Annotated in this window: 23 protein-coding genes and 2 tRNA genes; 13 read left to right on the top strand and 12 right to left on the bottom strand. The window is 39.2% G+C overall.

Translation table 11 applies throughout. From position 1 onward, the window contains the following. Nucleotides 1–39: 39 nt before the first annotated feature. The 3 genes from ABGT15_RS01215 to rlmN all read right to left on the bottom strand — a co-directional run bounded on the left by ABGT15_RS01215 (nucleotide 40) and on the right by rlmN (nucleotide 2,830). Complete coding sequence (locus tag ABGT15_RS01215) at nucleotides 40–603, bottom strand: RNA polymerase sigma factor (protein WP_367229592.1); 564 nt, start codon at nucleotides 601–603, stop codon at nucleotides 40–42. Between the two features lie 160 nt (nucleotides 604–763). Then, on the bottom strand, nucleotides 764–1,744 hold the full coding sequence (locus tag ABGT15_RS01210; protein ID WP_367229591.1) for a polyprenyl synthetase family protein: 981 nt from the start codon (nucleotides 1,742–1,744) through the stop codon (nucleotides 764–766). A gap of 42 nt (nucleotides 1,745–1,786) precedes the next feature. Next, nucleotides 1,787–2,830, bottom strand: coding sequence for a 23S rRNA (adenine(2503)-C(2))-methyltransferase RlmN (gene rlmN, locus ABGT15_RS01205; protein ID WP_367229590.1), 1,044 nt, complete (start codon nucleotides 2,828–2,830; stop codon nucleotides 1,787–1,789). A gap of 69 nt (nucleotides 2,831–2,899) precedes the next feature. Between rlmN and ABGT15_RS01200 the strand changes: the two genes are divergently transcribed. Next, complete coding sequence (locus tag ABGT15_RS01200; RefSeq protein ID WP_367229589.1) at nucleotides 2,900–3,541, top strand: O-methyltransferase; 642 nt, start codon at nucleotides 2,900–2,902, stop codon at nucleotides 3,539–3,541. Between the two features lie 36 nt (nucleotides 3,542–3,577). Here ABGT15_RS01200 and ABGT15_RS01195 read toward each other — a convergent pair whose 3' ends face one another. From ABGT15_RS01195 to ABGT15_RS01170, 6 genes are all read right to left on the bottom strand, one after another. Continuing rightward, the gene (locus ABGT15_RS01195; RefSeq protein WP_367229588.1) at nucleotides 3,578–4,144 is read right to left on the bottom strand and encodes a phosphatase PAP2 family protein; all 567 of its coding nucleotides are present in this window, start codon (nucleotides 4,142–4,144) and stop codon (nucleotides 3,578–3,580) included. 2 nt (nucleotides 4,145–4,146) lie between these two features. Further along, nucleotides 4,147–4,437 carry a twin-arginine translocase TatA/TatE family subunit gene (locus ABGT15_RS01190; protein WP_367229587.1) on the bottom strand — a complete coding sequence of 97 codons (291 nt, stop codon included), beginning with the start codon at nucleotides 4,435–4,437 and terminating at the stop codon, nucleotides 4,147–4,149. Between the two features lie 103 nt (nucleotides 4,438–4,540). Further along, a complete protein-coding gene (locus ABGT15_RS01185) occupies nucleotides 4,541–6,817 on the bottom strand; it encodes a M1 family metallopeptidase (protein WP_437125347.1) in 2,277 nt (758 codons plus the stop codon). A gap of 23 nt (nucleotides 6,818–6,840) precedes the next feature. Next, nucleotides 6,841–7,347 (bottom strand): DUF6702 family protein, encoded by a 507-nt coding sequence (locus ABGT15_RS01180; protein ID WP_367229586.1) that lies wholly within the window; start codon nucleotides 7,345–7,347, stop codon nucleotides 6,841–6,843. Between the two features lie 26 nt (nucleotides 7,348–7,373). Further along, entirely contained in the window at nucleotides 7,374–8,171 is a 798-nt protein-coding gene (locus ABGT15_RS01175; RefSeq protein WP_367229585.1) for a hypothetical protein, read from the bottom strand. Beyond that, on the bottom strand, nucleotides 8,161–8,883 hold the full coding sequence (locus ABGT15_RS01170) for a hypothetical protein (protein ID WP_367229584.1): 723 nt from the start codon (nucleotides 8,881–8,883) through the stop codon (nucleotides 8,161–8,163). The genes ABGT15_RS01175 and ABGT15_RS01170 overlap by 11 nt, the downstream gene beginning before the upstream one ends. 122 nt (nucleotides 8,884–9,005) lie before the next feature. Here ABGT15_RS01170 and pepE point away from each other — a divergent pair, with 122 nt between their 5' ends. Both pepE and ABGT15_RS01160 read left to right on the top strand, forming a co-directional pair. Then, entirely contained in the window at nucleotides 9,006–9,713 is a 708-nt protein-coding gene (gene pepE, locus ABGT15_RS01165; RefSeq protein ID WP_367229583.1) for a dipeptidase PepE, read from the top strand. Between the two features lie 73 nt (nucleotides 9,714–9,786). Further along, nucleotides 9,787–10,569: an RMD1 family protein gene (locus tag ABGT15_RS01160; protein ID WP_367229582.1), complete on the top strand. Its 783-nt coding sequence runs from the start codon at nucleotides 9,787–9,789 to the stop codon at nucleotides 10,567–10,569. Between the two features lie 43 nt (nucleotides 10,570–10,612). On the opposite strand, the gene ABGT15_RS01155 is transcribed toward ABGT15_RS01160, so the two are convergent. Further along, nucleotides 10,613–10,688 (bottom strand) — tRNA-Gly (locus ABGT15_RS01155). A gap of 39 nt (nucleotides 10,689–10,727) precedes the next feature. Next, nucleotides 10,728–10,800: transfer RNA gene (locus ABGT15_RS01150), tRNA-Gly, on the bottom strand. Nucleotides 10,801–11,010: 210 nt separating this feature from the next. On the opposite strand from ABGT15_RS01150, the gene ABGT15_RS01145 reads away from it, so the two are divergent. After that, entirely contained in the window at nucleotides 11,011–11,448 is a 438-nt protein-coding gene (locus ABGT15_RS01145; RefSeq protein WP_367229581.1) for a GNAT family N-acetyltransferase, read from the top strand. Nucleotides 11,449–11,513: 65 nt separating this feature from the next. Then, on the top strand, nucleotides 11,514–13,103 hold the full coding sequence (locus ABGT15_RS01140) for a L,D-transpeptidase family protein (RefSeq protein ID WP_367229580.1): 1,590 nt from the start codon (nucleotides 11,514–11,516) through the stop codon (nucleotides 13,101–13,103). Here ABGT15_RS01140 and ABGT15_RS01135 read toward each other — a convergent pair. Next, nucleotides 13,092–13,802 (bottom strand): murein L,D-transpeptidase catalytic domain family protein, encoded by a 711-nt coding sequence (locus ABGT15_RS01135; protein ID WP_367229579.1) that lies wholly within the window; start codon nucleotides 13,800–13,802, stop codon nucleotides 13,092–13,094. The genes ABGT15_RS01140 and ABGT15_RS01135 overlap by 12 nt on opposite strands. A gap of 158 nt (nucleotides 13,803–13,960) precedes the next feature. Between ABGT15_RS01135 and ABGT15_RS01130 the strand changes: the two genes are divergently transcribed. The 8 genes from ABGT15_RS01130 to apaG all read left to right on the top strand — a co-directional run bounded on the left by ABGT15_RS01130 (nucleotide 13,961) and on the right by apaG (nucleotide 25,787). Further along, nucleotides 13,961–16,486 carry a DUF5916 domain-containing protein gene (locus tag ABGT15_RS01130; RefSeq protein WP_367229578.1) on the top strand — a complete coding sequence of 842 codons (2,526 nt, stop codon included), beginning with the start codon at nucleotides 13,961–13,963 and terminating at the stop codon, nucleotides 16,484–16,486. 55 nt (nucleotides 16,487–16,541) lie between these two features. After that, nucleotides 16,542–18,059 (top strand): 2,3-bisphosphoglycerate-independent phosphoglycerate mutase, encoded by a 1,518-nt coding sequence (gpmI, locus tag ABGT15_RS01125; protein WP_367229577.1) that lies wholly within the window; start codon nucleotides 16,542–16,544, stop codon nucleotides 18,057–18,059. A gap of 2 nt (nucleotides 18,060–18,061) precedes the next feature. Further along, nucleotides 18,062–18,601, top strand: a complete 540-nt coding sequence (locus tag ABGT15_RS01120) for a thioredoxin family protein (protein ID WP_367229576.1) — start codon at nucleotides 18,062–18,064, stop codon at nucleotides 18,599–18,601. A gap of 80 nt (nucleotides 18,602–18,681) precedes the next feature. Continuing rightward, entirely contained in the window at nucleotides 18,682–22,287 is a 3,606-nt protein-coding gene (locus ABGT15_RS01115) for a T9SS type B sorting domain-containing protein (RefSeq protein ID WP_367229575.1), read from the top strand. A 124-nt stretch (nucleotides 22,288–22,411) separates the two neighbouring features. Continuing rightward, nucleotides 22,412–23,230, top strand: coding sequence for a type I methionyl aminopeptidase (gene map / locus ABGT15_RS01110; protein ID WP_367229574.1), 819 nt, complete (start codon nucleotides 22,412–22,414; stop codon nucleotides 23,228–23,230). Next, nucleotides 23,230–24,000 (top strand): class I SAM-dependent methyltransferase, encoded by a 771-nt coding sequence (locus ABGT15_RS01105; protein ID WP_367229573.1) that lies wholly within the window; start codon nucleotides 23,230–23,232, stop codon nucleotides 23,998–24,000. Before map ends, ABGT15_RS01105 begins: the two co-directional genes overlap by 1 nt. A 72-nt stretch (nucleotides 24,001–24,072) precedes the next feature. After that, nucleotides 24,073–25,323, top strand: a complete 1,251-nt coding sequence (locus ABGT15_RS01100; RefSeq protein ID WP_367229572.1) for a DUF5103 domain-containing protein — start codon at nucleotides 24,073–24,075, stop codon at nucleotides 25,321–25,323. A gap of 77 nt (nucleotides 25,324–25,400) precedes the next feature. Then, nucleotides 25,401–25,787 (top strand): Co2+/Mg2+ efflux protein ApaG, encoded by a 387-nt coding sequence (apaG, locus tag ABGT15_RS01095; RefSeq protein WP_367229571.1) that lies wholly within the window; start codon nucleotides 25,401–25,403, stop codon nucleotides 25,785–25,787. Nucleotides 25,788–25,873 lie beyond the last annotated feature (86 nt).

Below are 25,873 nucleotides of genomic sequence, written 5' to 3'. Positions count from 1 at the left end.
CTGATTGAATTCGCCTACAAACATTTGCTCAATAAAGAACTATTGCAATTGGCTCATTTCATAGTTTTTTTGTTTTTCAATTTGGTTCTGAAGCATTTTTCGGGCGTGCGACAGTTGTGATTTTGACGTCCCTTCACTGATACCCAACATTTCTGCAATTTCCTGATGTTTATATCCTTCAATCGCATACAGGTTGAATACCATGCGATAGCCGTCCGGAAGGTTGTCAATTAAAAACTGAATGTCTTCCACCGAAAACTGGCTTTCGATATTGTTGAAACGTTCTTCAAAGAAATTTTCATCTTCCGTAAATTTCACCTGCTTTTGGGCTCTCAAAAAAGAAATACTTTCGTTTACCATTATTCTCCGTATCCAGCCTTCAAAACTACCTTTATGCTCGAAATTTTTTAGATTCGAAAATACTTTCATAAAAGCGGTAATCATGACATCTTCTGCCTGATGCACATCTTTTATATACTGTCGGCACACACTCAACATCTTGGGAGCGAATTGCGAATAAATCTTGTGTTGCGCATGCCGATTGTTTTCGACAGCCAACTGTATAATCGCTTTTTCGTCCTGATGTAAGTGGATTACTTTCATTCCTTTTTTTAAGTTCCGAAATCAGAAAATACCATTATTGACCGACTTCTATTAGCATAGACGATTGAAGGGGTAAAATAGTTGCATGAAAGGTGAAAAAAAAGTTTAAAAAAATCAAAAACTCTAAGCCCAGCCTGAAAACTGCGGCTATAACAGACCACTATTTCTTGCGTTCAATCACGTAATTCACCATTAAAATAAGGGATTGTTTATAAGGAGAATCGGGGAAGTTTTGAATAAGTTGCAGTGCTTCCTGCTGGAATTGCACCATTTTTTGTTCGGCATAACCCAATCCGTTTTTGTCTTTTACGAATTGAATGACTTCGCGAACACGTTTTTTGTCTTTGTTGTGGTTTTTCACTGAATTGATAACCCAGCTTTTTTCTTTAGCCGAACAATTGTTCAGCGCATAAATAAGCGGCAGGGTCATTTTTTGTTCTTTAATGTCGATACCGGTTGGTTTTCCGATGGCATCATCCGTATAATCAAACAAATCATCTTTAATCTGGAAAGCCATTCCAATCAATTCCCCGAATTTGCGCATGCGTTCCACCACTTCAGCATCTTCCGGTTTTACAGCACAAGCTCCTAAAGAACAGCAGGCAGCAATTAAAGTTGCGGTTTTCTGACGGATGATCTCATAATAAACGTCTTCGGTAATATCCAGTCGACGGGCTTTTTCGATTTGAAGCAGTTCGCCTTCGCTCATCTCACGCACGGCTACGGATATGATTTTCAGCAAATCAAAATCGTTGTTGTCAATGGAAAGCAGTAACCCTTTGGAAAGCAGAAAATCTCCCACCAAAACAGCAATTTTGTTTTTCCATAAGGCGTTGATGGAGAAAAAGCCGCGGCGTTTGTTGCTATCGTCCACCACATCGTCATGAACTAAGGTTGCGGTGTGAATTAATTCGATTACGGCGGCCCCGCGATAGGTGCGTTCGTTTACCGTACCTCCGGAAACCATTTTGGCGGTCAGGAAAACAAACATCGGACGCATTTGTTTCCCTTTTCGGTTTACAATATAATGCGTGATTCGGTTTAAAAGCGCCACTTTAGAAGACATTGAATCACGAAACTTCTTTTCAAAAAGTTCCATTTCATCAATAATGGGCTGCTTTATTTGTTCTACAATCTTCACTGGCTTCAAATATAGCTAATTCTTTGTAGAAAAATAATATGATTACGCTTCTTTGTTTGCCAACTGTCCACAAGCCGCATCGATATCTTTTCCACGGCTTCGGCGAACTTTCACCACAATGTCGTTTCGCTCCAGGGCAATGATGTAGTCTTCGATGGCTTTTTGGGAAGCCTGCTGGAATTCACCGTCATCAATCGGGTTGTATTCGATTAAATTGACTTTACACGGCACATATTTACAGAATTTCACCAAGGCATCAATTGACTTTTTATCGTCGTTGATCCCTTTCCAAACCACATATTCGTATGTTACTTTACTTTTGGTTTTCTTGTACCAGTATTCCAGTGCCTCCCGAAGTCCGGTTAACGGAAAATCTTTGGTAAACGGCATGATATCATTTCGGATTTCTTCCACAGCAGAGTGCAAGGAAACCGCTAATTTGAATTTCACCTCATCGTCCGCCATTTTCTTAATCATCTTGGAAACTCCCGAAGTGGAAACCGTAATGCGTTTAGGCGACATTCCCAATCCTTCCGGAGATGTAATTTTATCAATCGCTTTCATCACGTTGGGATAGTTCATCAACGGTTCGCCCATACCCATGAAAACGATGTTGGACAAGGGACGATTGTAATACAAACGGCTTTCGCTGTCAATAGCCGCCACCTGATCGTAAATTTCATCCGGATTCAGGTTGCGCATTCTTTTCAATCGGGCAGTGGCACAGAAATTACAATCCAGACTACAACCGACCTGACTGGACACACAAGCCGTGGTTCGGGTTTCCGTTGGAATTAAAACGGATTCCACAATCAAATCGTCGTGCAAACGAACGGCATTTTTTACGGTACCATCCGAACTGCGCTGCATCGTATCGACCTTAATATGATTGATCACGAAATTCGCCTCCAGCATGTCCCGTGTGTGTTTGGAAATGTTAGTCATGTCCTCAAACTTATGCGCGCGTTTGTGCCACAACCATTCGTACACCTGATTGCCGCGAAAGGCTTTATCGCCGTTGGCTACAAAAAAATCACGTAATTGGTCTTTGGTTAATGCGCGTATGTCTTTTTTCTCCGTTTGCATGGCGCAAAGTTACTTACATTTTGTGAATTTGATTGTTGGGTTATTTGTAAATTTGTAAAAAATCAGTTTATGCACTTTATATCCGAAGCTTTAGAAGACTATGTCGCGTTGCATTCCGAAAACGAACCGGAATTGTTAGCCCGTTTAAACAAGGAAACCCATCAGAAAATACTACAGCCGAGAATGCTGAGTGGTCATTTCCAGGGACGCTTTTTAAGCATGATGTCGAAATTGATTCGCCCAACTAACATTTTAGAAATCGGAACCTATACCGGTTATGCAGCGTTGTGCCTGGCGGAAGGTTTAACTGAAAAAGGAACATTGGACACCATCGACAACAACGAGGAACTGTTCGATTTCCAGCGTAAATATTTTGATGAATCGGCTTGGGGCACGCAAATTCAGCAACATTTGGGAAATGCTTTAGAAATTATCCCAACCCTAAACAAAAAATTCGATTTGGTATTTATTGATGCCGATAAAGAAAATTACATCAACTATTTCGAAATGATTGTTCCGATGATGAACCAAGGCGGACTGATTTTGTCCGACAATGTCTTGTGGAGCGGCAAAGTACTGGAAGAAGTAAAAGCCAATGACAAAAGTACCAAAGTACTACTGGAATACAACGAAATCCTGAAAAACGATCCGCGTGTGGAAACGGTTCTACTACCAATTCGCGACGGTTTAACCATGAGCCGTGTTCTTTAAAAATAAAAAATCCCGAATAAAATCGGGATTTTGTTTTTATAAGCTTTCCGGAAAATGTTTCTTTCTGAAAATATTGTACAGTTTGGAAAATCCAAAACCGGCAACTGCCCCAAAAAGATAACCCGACAAAATATCACCAGGAAAATGCAACCCTAAATAAATACGGCTGTACGCAAAAATCAACGGAAACAGAAACAATAAAAAAGCGTACTTATAATATTTTCGCATAATCAAAAACACAAAAGTCGTAGCTGCCGTGGAATTGGCCGCATGCCCTGAAAAATAACTGAAGCTACTTCTGGATTGCACAATGCGAATTATGTCTTTAATTTCTATATCGTTACACGGACGCAAACGCTGCACACTGTTTTTTACAAGATTGGTAAATTGATCGGTAAACGTGATCATCACTGCTATGGAAACCGCAATAAGTAACAAATGTTTCCATCCTACTTTTTTGTATAAAAGGTAAAAAATGAAAAGAAAAAAAGGCGTCCAGTGCAATTGTTTTGTGATCAAAAGCCACAAGCCGTCGTATTGCTCGGAACCCAGTCCGTTAAGGAAAACTAAAAGTTGTTTGTCCAGTTGAATGATTTTCTCCACAGTTACATTTGGCGTTTAATAGGACCGGTCATGTCCTCGATGTCTTCTTTGGCCTTGTCAATTTCTTTATTGATATCGGCGGTGAAATCGATCTGATTCATCGGATTGAGGTCTTTCAATTCATTGATTTCGGCACTTTTCTGAATTTCGCTTTTAATATCGTTGGTCGCGTTCTTCAGCTGCGCCATCCCTTTACCCAAAGTACGGGCGATATCCGGAATCTTATCCGATCCGAACAACATCAGGGCAATTACTATAATCAGGAAAATTTCTCCTCCTCCTATTCCAAACATAATGATTCAGTTACTAATTGTAGTGGGACAAAGTTACAAAGTTTTCATTTGGTTTGTGTTATTAAAAACCAAAAAGACCGCCTGAAACAGACGGTCTTAAATTTTATTTGCCCTGAGAAAGTTCGTCAAACTTGGATTTCACTTCTTCTTTCGGCCATACGTTATTGGTTACATCAACATCTGCTGTTTCCAGTTTAGGATCCAATTGGATTTTTTTCACTGGTTTTTCCGTAGCGAAAACGCGTTTTGCCGTTTCATTACCTTTTCTCCAGATCTGAACCGGAAAATGGTGATTTTCTTTGGTTCCGTCTTCAAACTGCAATTCTACAATTATCGGCATCATCATTCCGCCCGGCTTATCGAATTCCACCTCGTAAAAATATTTTGGCTGCTTTAACGTATTTCTTTGTTCGGACGGCAACTTGTTCACATACTCACTCAATGTTTTCACATCGGATACTGTAAGCGGTTTTTTCATCTCCGGTTTAAAATCTTCAGCCGTATCGGTTGTCATGTACACCATGGGCTCTCCGTTATTAACACGTCTACCTCTGCGGTTGAATTGCTCCTGAACTGCTTTGGAAGGATCTTCCGTTACAAAATATTGTTTCACCTCTTTGATACCAATATCCACGTAATCGGTTGAATAGAACCAACCTCTCCAGAACCAATCCAAATCTACGGCTGAAGCGTCTTCCATTGTTCTGAAGAAATCTTCCGGGGTTGGATGCTTGAATTTCCAACGCTGCGCATAGGTTCTGAAGGCATGGTCGAACAAATCGTGCCCCATAATGGTTTCACGCAATATATTCAATCCGGTTGCTGGTTTAGAATATCCGTTGGCACCGAAATTGTAAATCGTTTCCGAATTCGACATGATGGGTTCTAAATATCTTTGATCACCACTCATATAAGGAACAATTTTAGCTGCTGGCCCACGACTGGAGGGGAAATTTTTATCCCAGCTTTGTTCTGTTAAATATTCAAGAAAGGTATTTAAGCCTTCGTCCATCCAAGTCCATTGGCGTTCATCCGAGTTGACAATCATCGGGAAGAAATTATGTCCTACTTCGTGAATGATTACACCCATCATACCATATTTGATGCGGTCGCTTACATAGCCTTTTTCATCCGGACGACCGTAATTCCAACAAATCATCGGGTACTCCATTCCCTGATCTTCGGCAGAAATGGATATGGCTTTCGGGTAAGGATAATCGAATGTATAACTGGAATAGCTTTTTAAAGTATGTGCTACAACTCTTGTTGAATAGTCTCCCCAAAGCGGGTTAGCTTCCGGCGGGTAACACGAAATCGCCATTACCGATTTGCCGTTTGCCAATTTCACCGCCATACCGTCATAGATGAATTTTCGCGAAGAGGAAAAGGCAAAATCCCTAACATTTGTCGCCTTGAATTTCCATGTTTTTTTTGCCGCTGAAAATCCTTTGGATGCCGCTTCTGCTTCAGCCTGGGTAACAATAACTACCGGCTTATCATAGCTCTTCTCCGCTAATTCATAGCGTTTTACCTGCTCAGCCGTATAAACATCACTTCGGTTTTGCAACACACCGGTTCCTTCCAGTACGTGATCGGCAGGAGTAGTAATACTTACATCAAAGTCACCAAAGGGTAACGCGAATTCTCCGGACCCCCAGAATTGCATGTTTTGCCATCCTTCCACATCATTATAAACGGCCATACGCGGATAAAACTGCGCAATGACATATAAATTATTGCCGTCTTTATCGAAGTGTTCGTATCCGGAACGACCTCCGTCTACCATATAATTATTGATGTTGTACCACCATTTTATTGAAAAGGACACTTTCTCCCCTTTCTTTAAGGGCTTGTCCAAATCAATACGCATCATGGTTTGGTTGATCGTGTAAGGCATCGGGTTTCCTTTTGCATCTTTCACGTATTCGATATTGAAACCGCCGTCAAAACGAGGTTGCATAAATTGCTTGGCAAAATCCCCCGTACCCATCGCACTGCTGATACGCTGGCTCTGTACTAATGGATTTTTCCCATCGCGCTTCTTCTCATTCTGATCCAACTGCACCCATAGATAAGTTAAGGTTTCAGGCGAATTATTGTGATACGTTACGGTTTCCTTTCCGTAAAGCTTGGTGTTTTTATCGTCCAGTTCGATGTCGATTTTATAATCGGCCTGTTGTTGATAATACGCCGGTCCGGGCGCACCTGAAGCAGTACGGTACGAATTAGGTGTAGCCATTTCATGATACATCTGGCTGAACTTATTCGTGTCGTAATGACCCGGTTCACGTTTTTTCTCGGCAGGCTTGGGCTCCTGAGCCAATGCCATAAAAGGAACGGCCAGTGCTATAAGCGAAAAAACTGAGGTTGTCTTTTTCATACTATATTTGGTGTTTTGTTTGTCTAAAATTCTAAATCGCCTTCCGGCTCATCGTCTGTAAGCAACAAAGTTTTTTTGATACCACTTACGTTTGCATGCACGATATTTTGCTGATCGGGGTAAATTTCGGTTAACACAGAATTGGTAATTGTCATGGTAACTATCCTCTCCTGAACAGGGGCTGTAAGATAGCAAATCAACACATTATCCTCGACTTCTTTTCCTAAAAATTTGAGTGTTTTTTGTGATTTGTTCACTTCAACCTGAAGCTTCTCAGACAAATAACTTTTGATAAAGCCATCTGTTTCCACAATTTCCTTGGGTGTCGCGAGGTATAGCTTCTTTTTATGCTTCTTTTCCAAAGCTTTTTCCAAATCGTCGATAAAGATTCGAGCGGTTATCTGGATTTCTTTCTTTTTAGGAATATAATTTACCTGATAAATACCCACGTAGAACTTATGCAAAGCCGTAAATGAGCAAAGCATAACCAGTAGAATGACAGGCAAAAAGCGCTGAAAAAATTTATTCATGCGCCAAATGTAATAAAAGAAACTATTTATCGATTTTTTTTAAGATATTCTTCACTTTTTTTTAGTAAAAAATCGATCAGTTCAAATTCTTTTTTTGGATTTAACAACTTTCTATTTTCCAGATTGTTATCATCGCAATACGCTAAAAACAAATCCACCTCATCCGGCTTTAGCTTTAGTGTTTCCGTAAAAAAACGACTGTTAAATTTTTCTTTCACTGCATCAGAAAAAATCTTTTGGGTAATAAATTCGATTTTCTTCTCTTTAGGTTTGGATTTAAAAACAGATTTAGCTATCATTTTACCAATCCCCATAAGATTAACCCCTGTAAGTTGACTTTCGGTTTGTGGCAGCACACTTTTCAACCCTTGCTCGACTGGATTATATTTCACTTCGGGGGCCGATAAGTCCATAGCACCCAAATTGAGGTTTATGGCCTTCACCTTCAGATTCTTAGTGTCAGTTTCAAGATTTCCGGTTAACGTATAAGGCCTGACGATTAGTTCTTCCAGTTCATTAACTCTTACGTGCAGTCGTATTTTCAGATCATCATCATTCATATGCGTATGACTCACAAGCAAAACAGACGATTTAAAAGCAATACCGCTAAAAACAAGCGTGTCTTTTTCTCTTGCCAGCAACCGAAAATTCCCTTTATCATCTGTGGTGGCCAACTTTTTAGCCGTAATGTTTTCAATAGTGATATTCTCCACAGGAATCGAATCCGAAACCACCCTGCCACTTAACATCGTCCGGCTTATATCCTGAGCCACAACCACTGTGGAAACCAAGAATAGCAACAAAACAAAAATACTACTTCGCATCTTGGAGCATTGTTTTATATTCGACAGCCAATTCTCCTAAAAGAAATAATGTCAGGGTTTTATTTTTGGCTTTTACCGCATCCATAACTTTTGGCTTTTCTGCCACAAAAAACACAAATCCTTCTATGTAATCTTCAGGAATATCAAATTCACGGATTAGGTATTCGGCCTCGAACATATTGCCCAACTTGGCCTGCACCATCTTATATTTTTCTATCTGAATTTCCTTCTTGAGCATAGCGGTTCTTCCTGTTATCGCGTTGATTATCGGATCTATAGGCACGATTCCGGAACCGGTTGTTGCCGTATAGTACCTTCTTTCTGCAGGTGTAAACTTTTTCACTTTATAAGGTACAATACCAAGGCTTACAGCATCGATATTACTCTTCTCGACCACCACTTCTTTCAGTTCGGTTACCTTAAGCTCCATACGAACCGGGAACGGCAGGTAATCGAAATCTTCTTTTTCCACCACAATGGTTTTCGGTTTGAGCTGTATGGCCGTGAAAAACAGTGTATCACCTACTTTAGCAGCAATAGAAAATGTTCCGTCACCTTTAGTGCTGGCATCTCTTCCAAGCGAAAGATTTCGGATTGTAATGCCGCCCAACTCTTTGGTATCAGCCAACACCCTACCTTGCAACACTTTGATTTGTTGTGCATTACACACAGTAGTCAGAAAACAGAACAGTAAAAGTAATTTTTGTTTCATTTAATAGTGGTAAGTGGCTGTAAAAATATCTGATTACTCTCACAATTTTTTGCCAACAAGTTTGTAATATTTTGTTAAATCCGAAAATGAAATTCACGTACCTTTGACACAAATTACAACGTATGAAAAAAGTAATTATCGCCAGCACCTCCACTTTACACAATGGAAACTATCTGGATTATTTATTGCCTACACTCAAAAATCATTTTGAAAAAGTAAAGACCTTGCTTTTCATTCCTTATGCCCGTCCCAGCGGAATTTCCCACGACGATTACACCCGTAAAGTTAGTGAAGCTTTTGCACAAATTAATATTACGGTAAAAGGCATTCATGAATTTGAAAACCCAAAGGAAGCGCTGCAAAACGCAGAGGCCATATTTACCGGTGGTGGTAACACTTTTTTACTGGTAACCCAATTGTACAAAACAGAAATTATTGAAACGCTTGAAAAAGTGGTAAAAAACGGAACCCCTTACTTAGGAACATCTGCAGGAAGTAATATTTGCGGTTTGACTATGGGAACTACCAACGATATGCCTATTGTTTATCCGCCAAGTTTCAACACATTAGGATTCGTACCGTTTAACATCAACCCACATTATCTGGATCCTATTGAGGGTTCTACCCATATGGGTGAAACACGCGAAACCCGAATTAATGAGTTCCATCACTTCAATTCACAGCCCGTTTTGGGATTACGTGAAGGCAGCTGGCTGGAAGTTATCGGACAGAAAATAACCCTAAAAGGCGATTTGACAGCCCGTTTGTTCCAAAAAAACGAAACACCCGTGGAACTGGAAACCGGTTCGGACTTGTCAAACTTAAATTAGATTGATCAATTTCATAACCCGCTTCTTAAAATTAGTAAGAAAATTTTCTTAAATTTGTGAAAAGCAGTGGGTTATGGAAATGAGAATTGAAGCGATACAATTAGCCGAAGCCATCAACATTAAAAAGTTTCGGGCAGAATTTCGTACGGAAGCCTTCTCCGGATCAACTTCAGAAGTTTTTTATGCTTTAGCCGACAACAACCGTTATCTGTATCTGTTTGATTATGGGGTGGTGGTTTTTTCTAATTACGATGCAGTTGCAAAAAGCGAATTCCTAAATTTCGTTAAAAATTACACCAATGTACCAATCGATATAGATCTATCAGAAGAATACCTTATTCGGACTGACAATTCTCAAAACAAATTTATAGTTCGCAACGATCATGTATCCGTCCCAAAAATAGACGCAGATGTTTTACGAACGGTTATGCTCAATACCGCTCAATCTGTCGCATTAGAATTTTACGAATTACTATCCGACGAACTCATTTCCTCCTCCAAGGAATACATACTGCAACTGGAACAACACGGGAAACTGAAGATTTCGAAAACAGATTTACTGAAATATATAGGCAAAGTTCTTAATGTTAAGAACAGCATCATTGATAATTTATACATTCTGGACGATCCAAATCTGGTTTGGGATAATGAAGATTTGAACCTGCTAAACAAAAATCTGAAAGCTAATTTCGACATCAATCCTCGCTTCAGAGATTTGGATTACCGTTTGCAAATCGTGGAAGACAATTTAACATTGTTTACTGATGTACTGAACGTAAGGGAAAGTGCGCGACTGGAATGGATTATCATCATCCTGATTGCCGTAGATATTGTTATTGCACTTGCGTTTCACTAAATTAAAATAAAAAAGCCACACTTTCGTGTGGCTTACTCCCTTTTGGAGCGGAAGACGAGGGTCGAACTCGCGACATTCAGCTTGGAAGGCTGACGCTCTACCAACTGAGCTACTTCCGCATTTTGATGCTTTTTAAAACTTCATCGGGTTTTTCCAAGAGCGGAAGACGAGGGTCGAACTCGCGACATTCAGCTTGGAAGGCTGACGCTCTACCAACTGAGCTACTTCCGCATTTTTCACAAACTTCTGATCAGAAAAAATGTGATCTTCATTATTTGTGGGTGCAAATATAGAAAAATATTTTTGTTACAAACAAATTTTAAATGAAAAAATATTCAACTTTTTAAAGCAACTTTATCATTATTTTAGCATCTATACCAATAATTAATTTAGTATTAATCCGTTACAAATTTCTTAACCGTTTTAAAAATTCCCCTCATTATGATTTTTATTCATCAAATAGAAGCAGAAGAGACATTTTCGGTACGCCAACCGGTTCTTCGCCCAGGAAAACCAGTGGACAGCTGTCATTTTGACGGCGACAACCTAGGCACTACGGCACATTTCGGATTGTACGAACACGACGACTTGATTGGTGTAGTCTCTGTTTACAAGGCCTGCCATCCTCTTTTCTCCAAAAAAGAACAGTATCAGATTCGCGGCATGGCAGTTTTGCCAGAATTCCAGCGAAAAGGCATTGGCGAACAATTAGTAAAAAAAGTCGAACACTATATAAAAGAACAAAAAGGAGAACTTATCTGGTTCAATGCCAGAGAAAAAGCGGTTCCGTTTTATCAAAAATTAGACTACAAAATTAAAGGCGATTCTTTTGAGATAAAGGAAATCGGCACGCATTTTGTTATGCATAAAAGCATCTAAATGTTAAAATAGTAAAACCACGGTTGCAATTTTTGTAACTTACGTAGTGTAAAATCAGGAATATTATGTCGTACAAATACCTCTTTTTTCTTCTTCCGATACTTCTCATCAGCTGTAAAAAAGAGACCGCATTGGCTAACAATAAAGAACAGGACACCATCAAAAAGGTAATTCCTATTGTATCGCCGAAATCCGTTGCCATCGACACCCTTTTATTGAGTAACAAATCCGAAAGAATCAAAGAATTTTACCGCAACAACCTGTTTAAAACCGTCTGGACCGAAACCAATGATCGAAACCAACTCATTGCACTGATCAAAGAAGCAGATGCAGAAGGACTGAATTCTGAAGATTACAACATTCGGCAAATTGAAAAAACCGAAAAATCACGAGAAAAACTTACGCACAAACAAATTGCGCTGCAGGATATTCTTTTAACCGAATCGTTTCAACGGCTGGCCAACCATCTCTACAATGGAAAAGTAAACCCCACACAACTATACAAAGACTGGGATATGTATGAAAAGAATCTTAAAGCCATTGATCTGCTTCAGGAAGCTATTCGTCACCACACCATTGAAAAGACACTCGATACTTTAAAACCAAATCACTTGGTTTACCACCTTCTTAAAAAAAGTCTGGCTAAAATTAACGATATGCCGGGCGACAATATTGATGCTATCGTTGTAGAAGATAAAATCAAACCCAACGACACCATCGAAACCATCAAAACCGTAAAAAACAGACTGGCCTACTGGGGCGATTACAGAAAACCGGATACGTTAACAGCTATTTACGATGAAAAAACAGTACGTGCCGTAAAACGCTTTCAGGAAAGACATGGGCTTTTAGCCGACGGAATCATTGGAAAAGGCACTGCTGCTGCACTCAATTACACCAAAAACCAGCGCAAACAACAAATTGTTGCCAATCTGGAAAGATGGCGATGGTTCCCAAGACATTTGGGCGACGATTACATTATTGTAAATATTCCTGAGTTCAAACTCAATGTCGTCAAAAATAATGACACCGTAAGAACCCATAAAGTTGTCGTGGGAAGGGATAAACGAAAAACACCGATACTGTCATCCAAATTCAGCAATCTGGTCATCAATCCTACCTGGACCGTTCCACCAACCATCATTAAAGAAGATTTAGGCCCAACAGCAGCCAAAAATCGCGGATATTTTGCAGCAACCGGCATTACCATCTACAACATGAAAGGTCAGGAGGTAAACCCTTACAGCTGGAATGCTGCCAAACCTAACAATTACAGGTATGTACAGAAACCGGGTTACAACAATTCGCTTGGATTGGTGAAATTTAATTTTCCTAACAGTCATTTGGTATATTTACACGATACCAATCACCGGGATTTCTTCGGTCTTAGCGGAAGAGCTTTAAGTTCCGGTTGTGTACGTGTGGAAAATCCTTTGGAATTAGCATACTATATTCTGGAAACCGATGAGAATTACATGAATCAAAAACGGGTAGAAAAAATCATTGAAAGTAAAAAAACATCAGGAATCCCTATAAAAAAACCCATCTACATTCACTTACTGTACTGGACAGCTTTTATGAACGAAGATGGATTTCAATTCCGAAACGATATTTACAATCTCGATTTCGACTTGTACCAGCAGTTACGAAATTAGTCTCGACTGCTTTTCGTATGTTCTTGACGGATGGTAAATAAACAAACACGATTTGTTTTTTACCAACTCGATAATTTCTTTATGAATTGCATAAGGAATTGCCGGACAACCTTGGCTTCTTCCTAATCTGCCTTGCTGTCTGATAACGCTTTCTGCCGCATAATCCGCTCCATGCATTACCACCGCTCTGCTTCTTGCATTGTCGTTGATGCCATATTCCAAACCGTCTAATTTCAAAGACAGTCCGTGTTTGCCGTTATAGGTTTCTCCGGTAGTATAAAAACCTAAGCTGCTTTTGTTGGAGTTATTTTCATTGGAAAATGAAGTTGCATACTCCATTCCGCTGTTTCTACCATGTGATACAACCGATTGCAGTACTACAGAATTAGTAACCATATCAATCACCCAAAGTCTTTTTTGAGTGGATGAAAGACTGAAATCAATAATGGTTAAAATTTCTTTTTGAACTACTCCCTGCTCTCTCAACTGAAAATACCCTTCTACAGCTTTGGAAAAACATTCCATTGCAGGCATGTCAAATGTTTTAACATTTAACGTAGCATATAGGTTTTTCACTTTTGCTTCTAACGAAACTTTGGTAGTAGCAGCAACAAGTTTAGGATCATTTTCTTTTTTTATATCGGTGGGTTTAAACGATAAAAGAAAAACAAACAAAACAGGCAAAATTTTGTAAATCATTGATAATCTATTAATTAAGTTGGTGTTAGGTTGGAGCAAATATGAAATAAAAAATAATACTGTCCAAATTTTTTTTACATTTTATCGGTAAACTTTAACATTTCATCGATTTTTTTACACAGTAAAAGAAGTTAAACATTTCTTAAATCTCAACAAACATGGCATATTTCAGTAAATTTGACATATCAATCATCAAATCAAAAAAAATGCGCAATTATTTGTGGACGATCATACTCCTAACCTGTTCATCTTCAGCTTTTTCACAAACAACACCGGAAGATCCCAAAAATCTAACAAAAGAAAAAAAGAAGATTAGTGCTTATAAAAAAACAAATCCGATTACAATCGATGGAAAACTGATTGAAGCAGAATGGTATACCGCACAAACCGCCACAGACTTTATCATGTTTGAACCCGATAACGGTAAACCGCTCGCACATGAAAAAAGAACCGAAGTAAAAGTACTCTATGACAACGAAGGTATTTACATTGGAGCCGTTATGTTTGACGATCCTACAAAAATCTTAAAAGAAATCACGGAACGGGACAATTTCGGAACCGCAGATTTCTTCGGAATCTTTATCAACGGTTATAACGACGGCCAACAGGATTTCCGCTTTTTTGTAAGTGCTGCCGGGACACAAATGGATGCTTTGGCTACAGAGGGCAACGAAGATTATTCCTGGGACGGCATCTGGAACAGCAACGTTACGCTTACTGACTATGGCTGGGTTGCCGAAATGAAAATCCCTTATGCTGCTTTACGTTTTTCCGAAAAAGAGCAACAAATTTGGGGTGTTAATTTCTTTCGTGAAATTCGCCGTGACCGCCAAAAATTTACTTGGAACCACATCGACAATAAAATAGGGGCGATTATTCAGCAGGCCGGAATTCTTGATGGCATTGAAAACATCAAAACGCCTACCCGACTTTTCCTTATCCCCTACGCTTCCTATTACGTAACCACCAACAAAGACGGTTCGGAAAATAAATTTAAAGCCGGAATGGACATAAAATACGGCATAAACGATTCGTTTACATTAGACGCCATCTTAGTTCCCGATTTCGGTCAGACCGCATTTGACAATGTCGTGTTAAATCTTGGCCCTTTCGAACAGCAGTTTAATGAAAACCGACCCTTCTTTACCGAAGGAACCGATTTATTCAGCAAAGGTGGTTTGTTTTATTCAAGAAGAATCGGAGGAGAACCTTCTACCTATCCGGAAGCAACACAAGAAGAAACGGTACTGAACTATCCGAAAAACGTTAATTTACTGAATGCTTTAAAGGTTTCCGGAAGAACTTCAAGCGGTCTTGGAATTGGCGTACTGAATGCTGTTACCGAGAAAACAGACGTCACCATCGAAAAGCAAACTTTAACCGCCAATCCGGATCCGTCACAACCGCCCATAATTAAATACGAATACCGAAACAAAACCGTTGAACCACTGGCGAATTACAACCTTCTGGTACTTGATCAGCGTTTTCGCAAAAATTCTTCGGTAACTTTTGTGAATACCAATGTCATGCGAAACGGAGAATTCCGCGATGCCAATGTTTCCGGATTACTGTTCGACCTGAATACCAAAGCCAATACCTATAAACTTTCCGGAGATGCTAAATTCAGCCATGTTAATGATCTTACGGAAAACAGAAACGGGTATTCGGCATTTCTTAACTTTTCAAAAACCAGCGGTAAATATCGTTTTACGGTAAACAGCAAATATGTTTCCAAAAAATACGACATTAACGATATGGGGATTAATTTCATTACTAATTACCATAACATTTATGCCAATGCCAATTACCGTATTCTGAATCCGAACAAGACATTTAACTCGTTCAACATTAACACGAATTGGTATGCCGAATTTCACAATCAGACCGGAAGAGCACAGGACGCCTACGTTGGCTTTAATGTAAACACCTCCACCAAAAAGAATCATTACATTGGTGGTGGTTTGCGATTTTATCCTTTTGAAACTTACGATTTTTATCAGCCGAGGGAAGAAGGCCGCTTCGCATACAACCCGAAAGCCGCCAGCGGATGGTTTGACATCTCCACCAATTACAACAATCCTTTAGCAATTGATACAGGAATGTGGTACGATCGCTACGATCAGGATGCTCGTGAGAATATCGGTATTTATTTCAGCCCTCGCTACCGTTTCAGTGATAAGTTCCTGTTGGTTTACTACTTCCAGCATCACCGACAAAACTCCGACAAAGGCTGGGTGGATTATGACGGTACTACTGATGAAATTATCTTCGCCAACAGAAACCGAAACACTTTAGAGAATTCCATTACCGGCAAATATTCCCTGAACCACAAAATGACATTCAATTTAAAGCTTCGCTATTATTGTTCGTTCACCGAGAATCTAAACTTTATAACTTTGACTGATGACGGCTATTTTACTGCCAACACAACTTATAATCAAAACCAAAACAACAACTTCAATATCTGGAATTTCGATTTATCGTATTCGTGGTGGTTTGCGCCAGGCAGTCAGATTTCGCTTCTTTATCGCAACAATGCCACCTATTTTGACCGGGAGGTGAATAAAAAATTCTACAACAATCTGGATCACACGTTAAGCGACAACCTTACAAACACATTGTCTGTAAGCGTGCGTTATTTTATCGATTACAACCAAGCTAAAGGATGGCTTAAAAAAGTGTAAACTGATTTTCAGCTACGTTGGGGTTTCGTTATCTTTGTTTCAAATTATCGACACAATGAACAAAAAAGTAATATTGATGATTCTGGACGGTTGGGGAAAATCTCCCGATCCGAAAGTTTCTGCCATAGATAACGCCAACACTCCTTTTATTGACAGCTTATACACTAAATATCCAAATGCTTCCCTTCGTACGGACGGCTTAAACGTTGGTTTACCGGAAGGTCAAATGGGCAATTCCGAAGTAGGCCACATGAATTTAGGAGCCGGACGTATTGTGTATCAGGATTTGGCCAAAATTAATTTAGCGGTACAACACAAAAGCCTGAACAACGAAAAAGTACTAAACGATGCTTTTGCTTATGCAAAGCAAAACAATAAAAACGTTCACTTTTTAGGCTTGGTTTCCGATGGCGGTGTACATTCTCACACTTCCCATTTACGAGGATTGCTGGATGCCGCGAACGATTTTGGTCTGCAAAACATTTTCGTACACGCATTTACAGATGGTCGTGATGTCGATCCGAAATCCGGAGCGAAATACATCGAAGATCTGAATAATTATCTAAACAACTCTTCGGCTAAATTAGCATCGATTGTGGGAAGATATTACGCGATGGATCGTGACAAACGCTGGGAACGGGTTAAGAAAGCATATGATTTAATTGTAAATGGCATCGGCACCCATTCCATCAATCCGGTAATGAGCATCTTAGCGAGTTATCACAATCATATAACCGATGAATTTATCGAACCGATTTTGATGGTTGACGAGCACAATACGCCGATTGCAACTATTAAAGAAGACGATGTGGTTATTTTCTTCAACTTCCGAACCGATCGCGGACGACAATTAACCGAAGCCCTTTCCCAACAGGATTTTCACGAACAGAACATGCACAAAATGCCATTGTATTATGTTACGATGACCAATTATGATGACACGTATGAAAACGTTCATGTGATCTACGACAAAGACAACATTACGGAAACGTTGGGTGAAGTCCTGGAATACAACAATAAACTACAAATCCGAATTGCCGAAACGGAAAAATACCCGCATGTAACCTTTTTCTTTTCCGGCGGTCGTGAAACACCTTTTATTGGCGAAAGACGTTTACTTTGTCCATCACCAAAAGTGGCCACTTACGATTTACAACCCGAAATGAGTGCCTTCGACATAAAAGACAAATTAATTCCCGAACTGAAAAAAGGCGAGGTGGATTTTGTTTGCTTAAATTTTGCCAACGGCGACATGGTTGGCCATACCGGTGTGATGGAAGCGGCTATCAAAGCTTGTGAAGCTGTCGATGTTTGTGTAAAAGAAGTTATCGAAACGGCTTTGGAAAACAACTACACCACTATCGTAATTGCCGATCACGGTAACTGCGAAACCATGATAAACCCAGACGGAACGCCTAATACGGCACACACCACAAATCCGGTGCCAATCATATTGGTTGACAAGGATTTAAAACATATTAAAGATGGTGTTTTAGGCGACATTGCTCCGACCATTTTAGCGTTAATGGGCATTGAAAAACCCGAAGTAATGACAAGACATTCACTGTTATAATTATGAAAAAAATACTTTCCATTGTAGCACTGACAGTTGCCTTTGCAAACTGTTGTGCACAGAAAAAACCGATTATGACCTCAGAAACCACAACAATACAAACCAATGACATGCTAATCGGGAAACATGTTAAAGAGGAACTCTTAAAAACTCCTTACAGTTTATGGTTCAATCCTAATTACGATAATTACAAACCGAGTATTGCAACACTCTCCGAATTAAAAAAACATACGGATGACGTAACGATTACCGTTTTTCTGGGCACCTGGTGTGAAGACAGCCAGCAGAAAGTACCAGAATTTTATAAAGTTCTGGATGCCATTGACTTCGACACAGAAAAAGTTACCCTGATTATGGTTGACAAATCCAAAACTACACCGGAAAAACTGGAAAACGGGCTGAACATTGCCAATGTACCAACCTTCATCTTCCACAAAGACGGAAAAGAAATCCACCGCATTGTAGAATCTTACATGGAAAGCGCCGAAAAAGACATGCTGAAAATCCTTAGCGGACAACCATACAAACACGCTTACGAATAACACAAAGAATAAGAAAATCTTGCATAAAACTGCTGTACTGGCAGTTTTTTTTTATTTTTGGGGCGCCTAACTAAAAAACAATGAAAACCGTTTTAAAGTATTCATTGGCTTTGCTTATTACACTGATAAACGACGCCTTTGCACAACAAGGAGCTCCTTCATGCTCAGAACTGCAGGCCAATTATCAATTGTATCAGTCCTGTGCTACTAATATTCCCTTTACAAATTCGACAGGAGGCAATAACGAAACTTTTCAGACATCTTGTATTGAAGAACAATTTGTTGGGCCAACTTGGTTTTTTATTGAAATAAATGACCCTGGAACCATTAACCTACAAATCAGCCAAGTAGATGTTAACGGATTCGGAACCGATGTAGATTTTGTTATTTGGGGACCTTTCAATAATTTAAACAACATATGCAGCCAACTCACTCCACTCACGGAAGTCGATTGCAGTTGGCTTCCCGACCCAATTGAACAGGTACAGATACCCAACAGCAATACCGGAGACCTGTATGTTTTACTGATCGATAATTATTCCGGTGTACCTGGCTTTATTTCGGTAGCACAAACCGGCGGAACCGGAACTACCAATTGCGATTTTTTATCTTCGGTAAAAATTCAGGACATTAACAACAATGATATCTCTCAACTGGATTATTGCAAACCCGAAACCAAAGACCTTAAAGCTGTAATTGACATCACGGATTTTAGCGGAACACCCATTAATCTCAGATTTAATTACACCTGGAAAAAAAACGGGACAACCATTAGTACGACCAGCAATACCGTCAACCCGACAAATACCATAACTGTTTCAGAAACAGGAACCTACCAAGTTACAACAACAGCATACGACATCACCACAAATCCATCAGGAGACACTACTAATTTAAGGGTTAGTGAGGCCGATATTACTTTAAAATTTCACACCCTGCCCACAGTTTCCATCAGCAATACAAATACAGTTTGTCTAAATACTTCGCCTGTTTTAAATGCTACAATAACAAATGCCACGGCTCTAAACAATAGTGTAGATGCTTTATCATATCAGTGGTACCTGAACAATATCTTAATTAACGGTGCAAACACAAGTAGCTACACTCCTACTTTACCTGGAAATTATACTGTAAAAGTGAGCAACACTCCTTGTTTAGAAGCTGCTTCAAACAGCATACGAACACTATCGAATCCTGTTGTACAAATCAATGCCGATACCGAACTATGCGAAAATGACACTTTTACTTTAACTTCGTCGTTGACCAACAACAACGATCTAACCACGCCTTCTTACCAATGGTATAAGGACGGAAACGCCATATCCGGAGCGACTAATCCTACTTTAACCGTTTCGAATGCAACTCAAACTTTAAACACCTCAGCAACATATCACCTTCAGGTAACCGAACAGGGAATTTGCTTAGGACAGTCAAACAATGCAATCATCACTATAAATGCATTACCAACGGTTAACACAACTCCTTTTATACTGGAACAATGCGACTACTTGAACTTAACACTAGATGGCATTGCTGAAACCAATCTGGCGCAATCGCAAATCATTAATCATATCACCAACAACAACCCTTCCAACACTTTATACTATTATAGTGATGCAGGACTGACTAATCCGATATTGAATTTTCAAAACTTCATCAACAACAACTCGCCATTCACCCAGAACATATACGTAAAAGTGGTCAATGAGACTGTTACCCCAAACTGTACCGGATTGGGAGTTGGTATTATTCAATTACAAGTAAATCCAACCAGCGTAGCTACTTACCCGGATATTTTGGCTGTTTGCCCTCAAATCAATCAAAATTACGGACATGCCGATTTTGACTTGCATAAAATACTAATCAAAAACAATTATTTTCCAAGCTCAGACGTAACCATTTCGTTTCACTTAAACACTTCGGATGCTTCTACCGGACTGAACCCGTTGACAAATGCAAGCCAAATGCCAATCGGGACTACGTTAATTCACACAAGGGTTTTCTCGAACAGCACCAATAAATGTGAAGGCATTGGAACATTTAACGTAATTGTAAAAACACCTCCGATTCGCAATACGATGTCAAACGTTAATCTTTGTGAAACGGATCTGTTTTTACTATCATCAAAAAACACTGAAGCACTTTCCGGACAAAACCCCACAGTTCAAACAAGTTATTTTAGCACATTTGATAATGCACGAGATAACGTGACCCCACTAAACCCAAACATAACACTTCCTCTTTCTATAGGCATCCGTACTATTTTCGTGCGCCTTTATGATACAGCTTCGCAATGCATTTCCATTATAAATTTTGATATCCGAGTTTATGCAAATCCGATAATTTTCAATCCGACACCCATAAAACATTGCGGAAATACAACAGCTGTCTTTGACTTAACCAGTCGAATAAACCAGATAACAAACAACAACAACTCGTTACAAGTTACTTTCTATGAAACCGTTACAGATTTAGCCAGTAACAATCCGATTCCTACACCGAACAACTACCAATCAATCACAAAGAACATTTATGTTAAAGTAGCTGATCCGGGCAATTTTGGCTGTTATAGCACAACCATTTTAAATCTGATTGTACTTTCGGCACCTGGGAGCAACACAAATCCCACACCTATAGAACAATGTAACGATTCTGGCTATGCCACTTTTAATTTGAGAATCCGGGAAACGGAAATGGCTGCTGCTACAGGCACAAACAACATTGAGTTCAAATATTATACGGACAGTAATGATGCTTTTACAAATAATGGAAATGCCATTACCAACCCTCTTGGATTCAGAAATACATCCATTGACCAACAGAGCCTTTATGTCCGTTTAAACAGTAAAACCAATTTTGACAGTGAAACAAATGAAGCATGTTTCAGCATACTGCAATTAGATTTATATGTAAGACCTTATCCGGAAAATCATCTGCAGGAAACGCCATACATTATTTGCATTACCAAAGATAATATTATCACAAACCCCACGATTATTGACACAGAACTCCCAATGGGAACTTATAGTTTTACTTGGTATAACGGATTCAATGCAATAGCCGGAAATGAAATTCCGGGTCAGAACAACAATACTTGTTCACTATCAGTTGCAGGAGAATATTCGGTCAGAGTAACAAACACTTCAAATGCCGCAAACTGTTCCTCTGTATTCAATTTTACGACACAAAATTCATTTGTTCCCCACAGCATTAGTTCAAATCCATCTGAACTTATTGCTTTTGGAGTGAATAACACCGTTACCGCTGTTGCTTTTCCTCAATCTGGCGACTATGTTTACTCCATCGACGAAATGAATTGGCAGGAAAGCCCTGTTTTTCATAACATTCCTCCGGGAGAGCACACCATTTATGTGAAAAATATTTATGGGTGCGGAGATCACGAAAACTCATTTTTTGTTGTTGATTTCCCGTTTTTTTTCACTCCTAACAACGACAATTACAATGATACCTGGAATGTCTATGGCACTGAAATTTTGGATAGTATTGAAATACTAATCTTTGACCGCTATGGAAAACTTATTAAACAGATAAGCCCAAATGGAGAGGGTTGGGATGGTACTTATAACGGCAAGCTGTTACCCTCGGATGATTATTGGTTTAAACTGACCTATACCAAAAACAACATCACTAAGGAATTCAAAGGGCATTTCGCTTTAAAAAGATAACGTAAGAAGGTTGGCTTTTGCTAACATTTTTTTGTTTCAAAATGCTCCTAAACCTATATACCGTTTTAAAATAATTATTTATTCTTAGAATATTGTACTTTTGCAGTCCATTTAATTTGCAGTTATGATTATCATTAAAACTCGTGAAGAAATCGAATTGATGCGTGAAAGCGCATTGATTGTTTCAAAAACCTTAGGAATGATTGCTTCGGAAGTAAAACCCGGCGTTAGTACTTTATATTTAGACAAGCTGGCCGAAACCTTCATTCGCGACCACGGTGCCACACCAGCTTTTTTAGGCATGTACGGCTTCCCGAATTCGTTGTGCATGAGTCCTAATTCCCAGGTAGTCCACGGGATTCCTAGTGACAAACCTTTGGAAAGCGGTGATATCATTTCCGTAGATTGCGGAGCTTTAAAAAACGGATTTTACGGCGATCATGCCTATACTTTTGAAGTAGGCGAAGTTAGTGACGCTACTAAAAAACTATTAAAAGTCACCAAAGAATCGCTTTACGTAGGCATCCGCGAATTGAAAACCGGAAACCGTACGGAAGATGTGGGTAATGCTATTCAAAAGTATTGTGAAAGCCACGGTTATGGAGTAGTACGCGAATTGGTAGGCCACGGCATCGGTCGTACCATGCACGAAGCGCCGGAAATGCCGAATTACGGAAAAAAAGGGCGTGGTAAACTATTACAAGAAGGTATGGTTGTTGCCATCGAACCCATGATTAACCAAGGAACCAAAAACATTAAACAACATAAAGACGGCTGGACAATTACCACAGCAGACGGAAAACCTTCTGCACATTTTGAGCACGACGTAGCCATAATCGACGGAAAACCGGAACTATTATCAACTTTCGCTTATATTTACAAAGCACTGGGTATTGCCTCCGATGAAGAAAACGAGTTCAGACAACAAGCTTTGGTGCTGTAATGAAAAAGATTTTTAAATTCATCTTAAATACGATTCCGCGTCCGATTCTTATCCGTTTAAGTATTGTCGTGCGCCCCATTTTGGCTTTTCTTCTGAAAGGAAATCGTTTTACCGATCCTATTGACGGAAAAAGCTTCCGAATGTTTTTGCCTTACGGCTACGGAACACAGCGCAACAACGTATTATCACCGAGTACTTTGTCTTTGGAAAGACATCGCTTACTTTGGTTGTACCTGAAAAACGAAACCGATTTTTTTACCGCGACGGATAAGAAAAAAGTACTACACTTCGCTCCAGAACAGGAATTTTATAAACGTTTCAAAAAACAAAACAACATCGATTACACCACTACCGATTTGTTTTCTCCGTTAGCCGATGTAAAAGCTGATATCTGTAATTTACCTTTCGAAGATAACTCGTACGATCTTATTTTCTGCAATCACGTTTTGGAACATATTCCGGATGACACCAAAGCGATGCAGGAGTTGTACCGCGTGTTGAAACCGGGTGGCATGGGGATTTTTCAGATTCCACAGGATTTGTCAAGAGCTGTTACTTTTTCCGATGATTCGATAACCGATCCGAAAGAACGTGCTAAAATTTTCGGACAGTACGATCATGTTCGCGTATACGGAAGAGATTACTTCGATAAATTACGCAACATTGGATTCAAAGTAACAGAGGAAGATTACACCAATAAAATAGCACCTGAATTGGTAGAAAAATATTGTTTGGCCAAAGGAGAAATCCTTCCGGTTTGCTACAAATAAATACTGTATTTTTTTGGAACGAAAATTGTTTTAAAGAAAATCATTACTTTTATAAACCAACAATTTTACTTTATGGTTTTCAGTAAAAATTTTTTTCTATTCATTGCATTCCTCTCGATCAATCTTTTTGCACAGGTCGAAAGAGAAGTCACACCACCTTTCAACATCAAAACGGTTACTTTTGTACAAAACGGAAATGTAATGATTCCGATGTTCCGATTGGGTGACAGTTTCGAACTGCAATTTGATGATCTGTACGGCAATGAACAGGACTACTATTACACCATAACACAATACAATTACGATTGGACCCCTACACAATTAGCCAAAGCCGAGTATCTTCAGGGCATGGATGATCAGCGAATCATGACGTATGAAAATTCATTTAACACCCTTCAGATTTTCTCGCATTACAAGCTGACTTTTCCCAACCGGTTTAACCGAATTCTCCTAAGCGGAAATTACATGGTTAAAATTTTTGATTCTGACAGAAATTTAGTTTTTTCCAGAAAATTCATCTTATATGAAGAACAAGTTTCCGTCCCTTTACAAATAAAGCGTTCAAGAGACTTAAGCACCATTCATGGCATGCAAAATCTTGATTTTACGATAAAAATGGGCGATAACATATTACAAAATCCGCTTCAAAACATTAAAGTGGCACTTTTTCAGAACGGACGATTTGACAATGCCATTTACAACATCAAACCCCAATACACCTTAGGAAACGATTTAATTTACAAGTACAATAAAGAAACGCAGTTCTGGGGCGGCAATGAATTTCTTTTTTTCGAAAACAAAGACATTCGTGGCTTAGGTAACAATATCTTAAAAATTACGGCCGGTGAAATCTACAACACACATCTGTATATGAACAGTTCACGGGCAAATAAACCTTACACCTATTTTCCGGATATTAACGGCGGCTTTCTGATCCATAAAATCAACGCAGAAAACAATGCTCTGGAAGCCGATTATTCCTGGGTCTATTTTACTTTAAGCGCCAACACTTTTATGGAAGGCAAAGACATCTACGTAGCGGGCATGTTCAACAATTACAGTCTTTCCCCGGAATTCAAAATGGATTATAATGCCGAAAGCGGATTGTTTGAAAAAGCAATTCTCATGAAACAAGGTTTTGTAAACTACCAGTATGTTATTGCTGACAAAAAAGGCAAAATTGATTATGAAAATGCAGTGGATGGCAACTTCTACCAAACCGAAAATAATTATTTCATTTTAGTGTACTACAAAGGCAACAATGAACGATACGACAGAGTGATTGGCCGTGGAATTGCCAATTCGGAAAACATTACCAATTAATTTTTTTTCTAAATTGCTGCTACTAAAACAAATATTTACTATTTTTGGAGGTATTAAGTCCATTAATTTCACAAATTATGGTTTCACAAATTACAAGTGGTATTAAAATTTCGGTTCTGACTAGTTTTGAAGGCACCTACTTCAAAAACTACAAGATTCATTTTGCCTTTTCGTATGAAGTGACCATAGAAAATCAGAGTAAAGATTCCGTTCAGTTAAATTCCCGTCATTGGGAAATACAAGATTCTTTAAATGATCTGGAAATTGTTGACGGCGAAGGCGTTATCGGAAAAAAACCAGTTTTAAAACCCGGCGAAAAACACACATACAGTTCCGGTTGTTTGCTTTCATCCCCATTTGGTGCGATGCGCGGTTATTTCAATATGGTGAACTTCACTTCAACCAAGAGCTTCCGGGTAATCATCCCTTCCTTTAAATTAAGCGCACCTTTTGCCTTAAACTAAGCCTGAAATTTTACAAAAGCATTAACAATTAGCCGATTAACATATTGGGTAATAATTTGTATCTTCGCTACGCGAAATTTTTCAAA

Source organism: Flavobacterium enshiense (genome assembly GCF_040750275.1).
GTDB lineage: Bacteria > Bacteroidota > Bacteroidia > Flavobacteriales > Flavobacteriaceae > Flavobacterium > Flavobacterium enshiense_B.
This window is presented reverse-complemented; position numbering and strand designations above follow the sequence as displayed.

Excerpts from the sequence above, each read along its gene's own strand:
- ABGT15_RS01215 (WP_367229592.1), bottom strand. The coding sequence starts at position 603 with ATGAAAGTAATCCACTTACATCAGGACGAAAAAGCGATTATACAGTTG.
- rlmN (WP_367229590.1), bottom strand. The coding sequence starts at position 2,830 with ATGCAAACGGAGAAAAAAGACATACGCGCATTAACCAAAGACCAATTA.
- ABGT15_RS01200 (WP_367229589.1), top strand. The coding sequence starts at position 2,900 with ATGCACTTTATATCCGAAGCTTTAGAAGACTATGTCGCGTTGCATTCC.
- ABGT15_RS01190 (WP_367229587.1), bottom strand. The coding sequence starts at position 4,437 with ATGTTTGGAATAGGAGGAGGAGAAATTTTCCTGATTATAGTAATTGCC.
- ABGT15_RS01185 (WP_437125347.1), bottom strand. The coding sequence starts at position 6,817 with ATGAAAAAGACAACCTCAGTTTTTTCGCTTATAGCACTGGCCGTTCCT.
- ABGT15_RS01180 (WP_367229586.1), bottom strand. The coding sequence starts at position 7,347 with ATGAATAAATTTTTTCAGCGCTTTTTGCCTGTCATTCTACTGGTTATG.
- ABGT15_RS01175 (WP_367229585.1), bottom strand. The coding sequence starts at position 8,171 with ATGCGAAGTAGTATTTTTGTTTTGTTGCTATTCTTGGTTTCCACAGTG.
- ABGT15_RS01170 (WP_367229584.1), bottom strand. The coding sequence starts at position 8,883 with ATGAAACAAAAATTACTTTTACTGTTCTGTTTTCTGACTACTGTGTGT.
- pepE (WP_367229583.1), top strand. The coding sequence starts at position 9,006 with ATGAAAAAAGTAATTATCGCCAGCACCTCCACTTTACACAATGGAAAC.
- ABGT15_RS01160 (WP_367229582.1), top strand. The coding sequence starts at position 9,787 with ATGGAAATGAGAATTGAAGCGATACAATTAGCCGAAGCCATCAACATT.
- ABGT15_RS01145 (WP_367229581.1), top strand. The coding sequence starts at position 11,011 with ATGATTTTTATTCATCAAATAGAAGCAGAAGAGACATTTTCGGTACGC.
- ABGT15_RS01140 (WP_367229580.1), top strand. The coding sequence starts at position 11,514 with ATGTCGTACAAATACCTCTTTTTTCTTCTTCCGATACTTCTCATCAGC.
- ABGT15_RS01135 (WP_367229579.1), bottom strand. The coding sequence starts at position 13,802 with ATGATTTACAAAATTTTGCCTGTTTTGTTTGTTTTTCTTTTATCGTTT.
- ABGT15_RS01130 (WP_367229578.1), top strand. The coding sequence starts at position 13,961 with ATGGCATATTTCAGTAAATTTGACATATCAATCATCAAATCAAAAAAA.
- gpmI (WP_367229577.1), top strand. The coding sequence starts at position 16,542 with ATGAACAAAAAAGTAATATTGATGATTCTGGACGGTTGGGGAAAATCT.
- ABGT15_RS01120 (WP_367229576.1), top strand. The coding sequence starts at position 18,062 with ATGAAAAAAATACTTTCCATTGTAGCACTGACAGTTGCCTTTGCAAAC.
- ABGT15_RS01115 (WP_367229575.1), top strand. The coding sequence starts at position 18,682 with ATGAAAACCGTTTTAAAGTATTCATTGGCTTTGCTTATTACACTGATA.
- map (WP_367229574.1), top strand. The coding sequence starts at position 22,412 with ATGATTATCATTAAAACTCGTGAAGAAATCGAATTGATGCGTGAAAGC.
- ABGT15_RS01105 (WP_367229573.1), top strand. The coding sequence starts at position 23,230 with ATGAAAAAGATTTTTAAATTCATCTTAAATACGATTCCGCGTCCGATT.
- ABGT15_RS01100 (WP_367229572.1), top strand. The coding sequence starts at position 24,073 with ATGGTTTTCAGTAAAAATTTTTTTCTATTCATTGCATTCCTCTCGATC.
- apaG (WP_367229571.1), top strand. The coding sequence starts at position 25,401 with ATGGTTTCACAAATTACAAGTGGTATTAAAATTTCGGTTCTGACTAGT.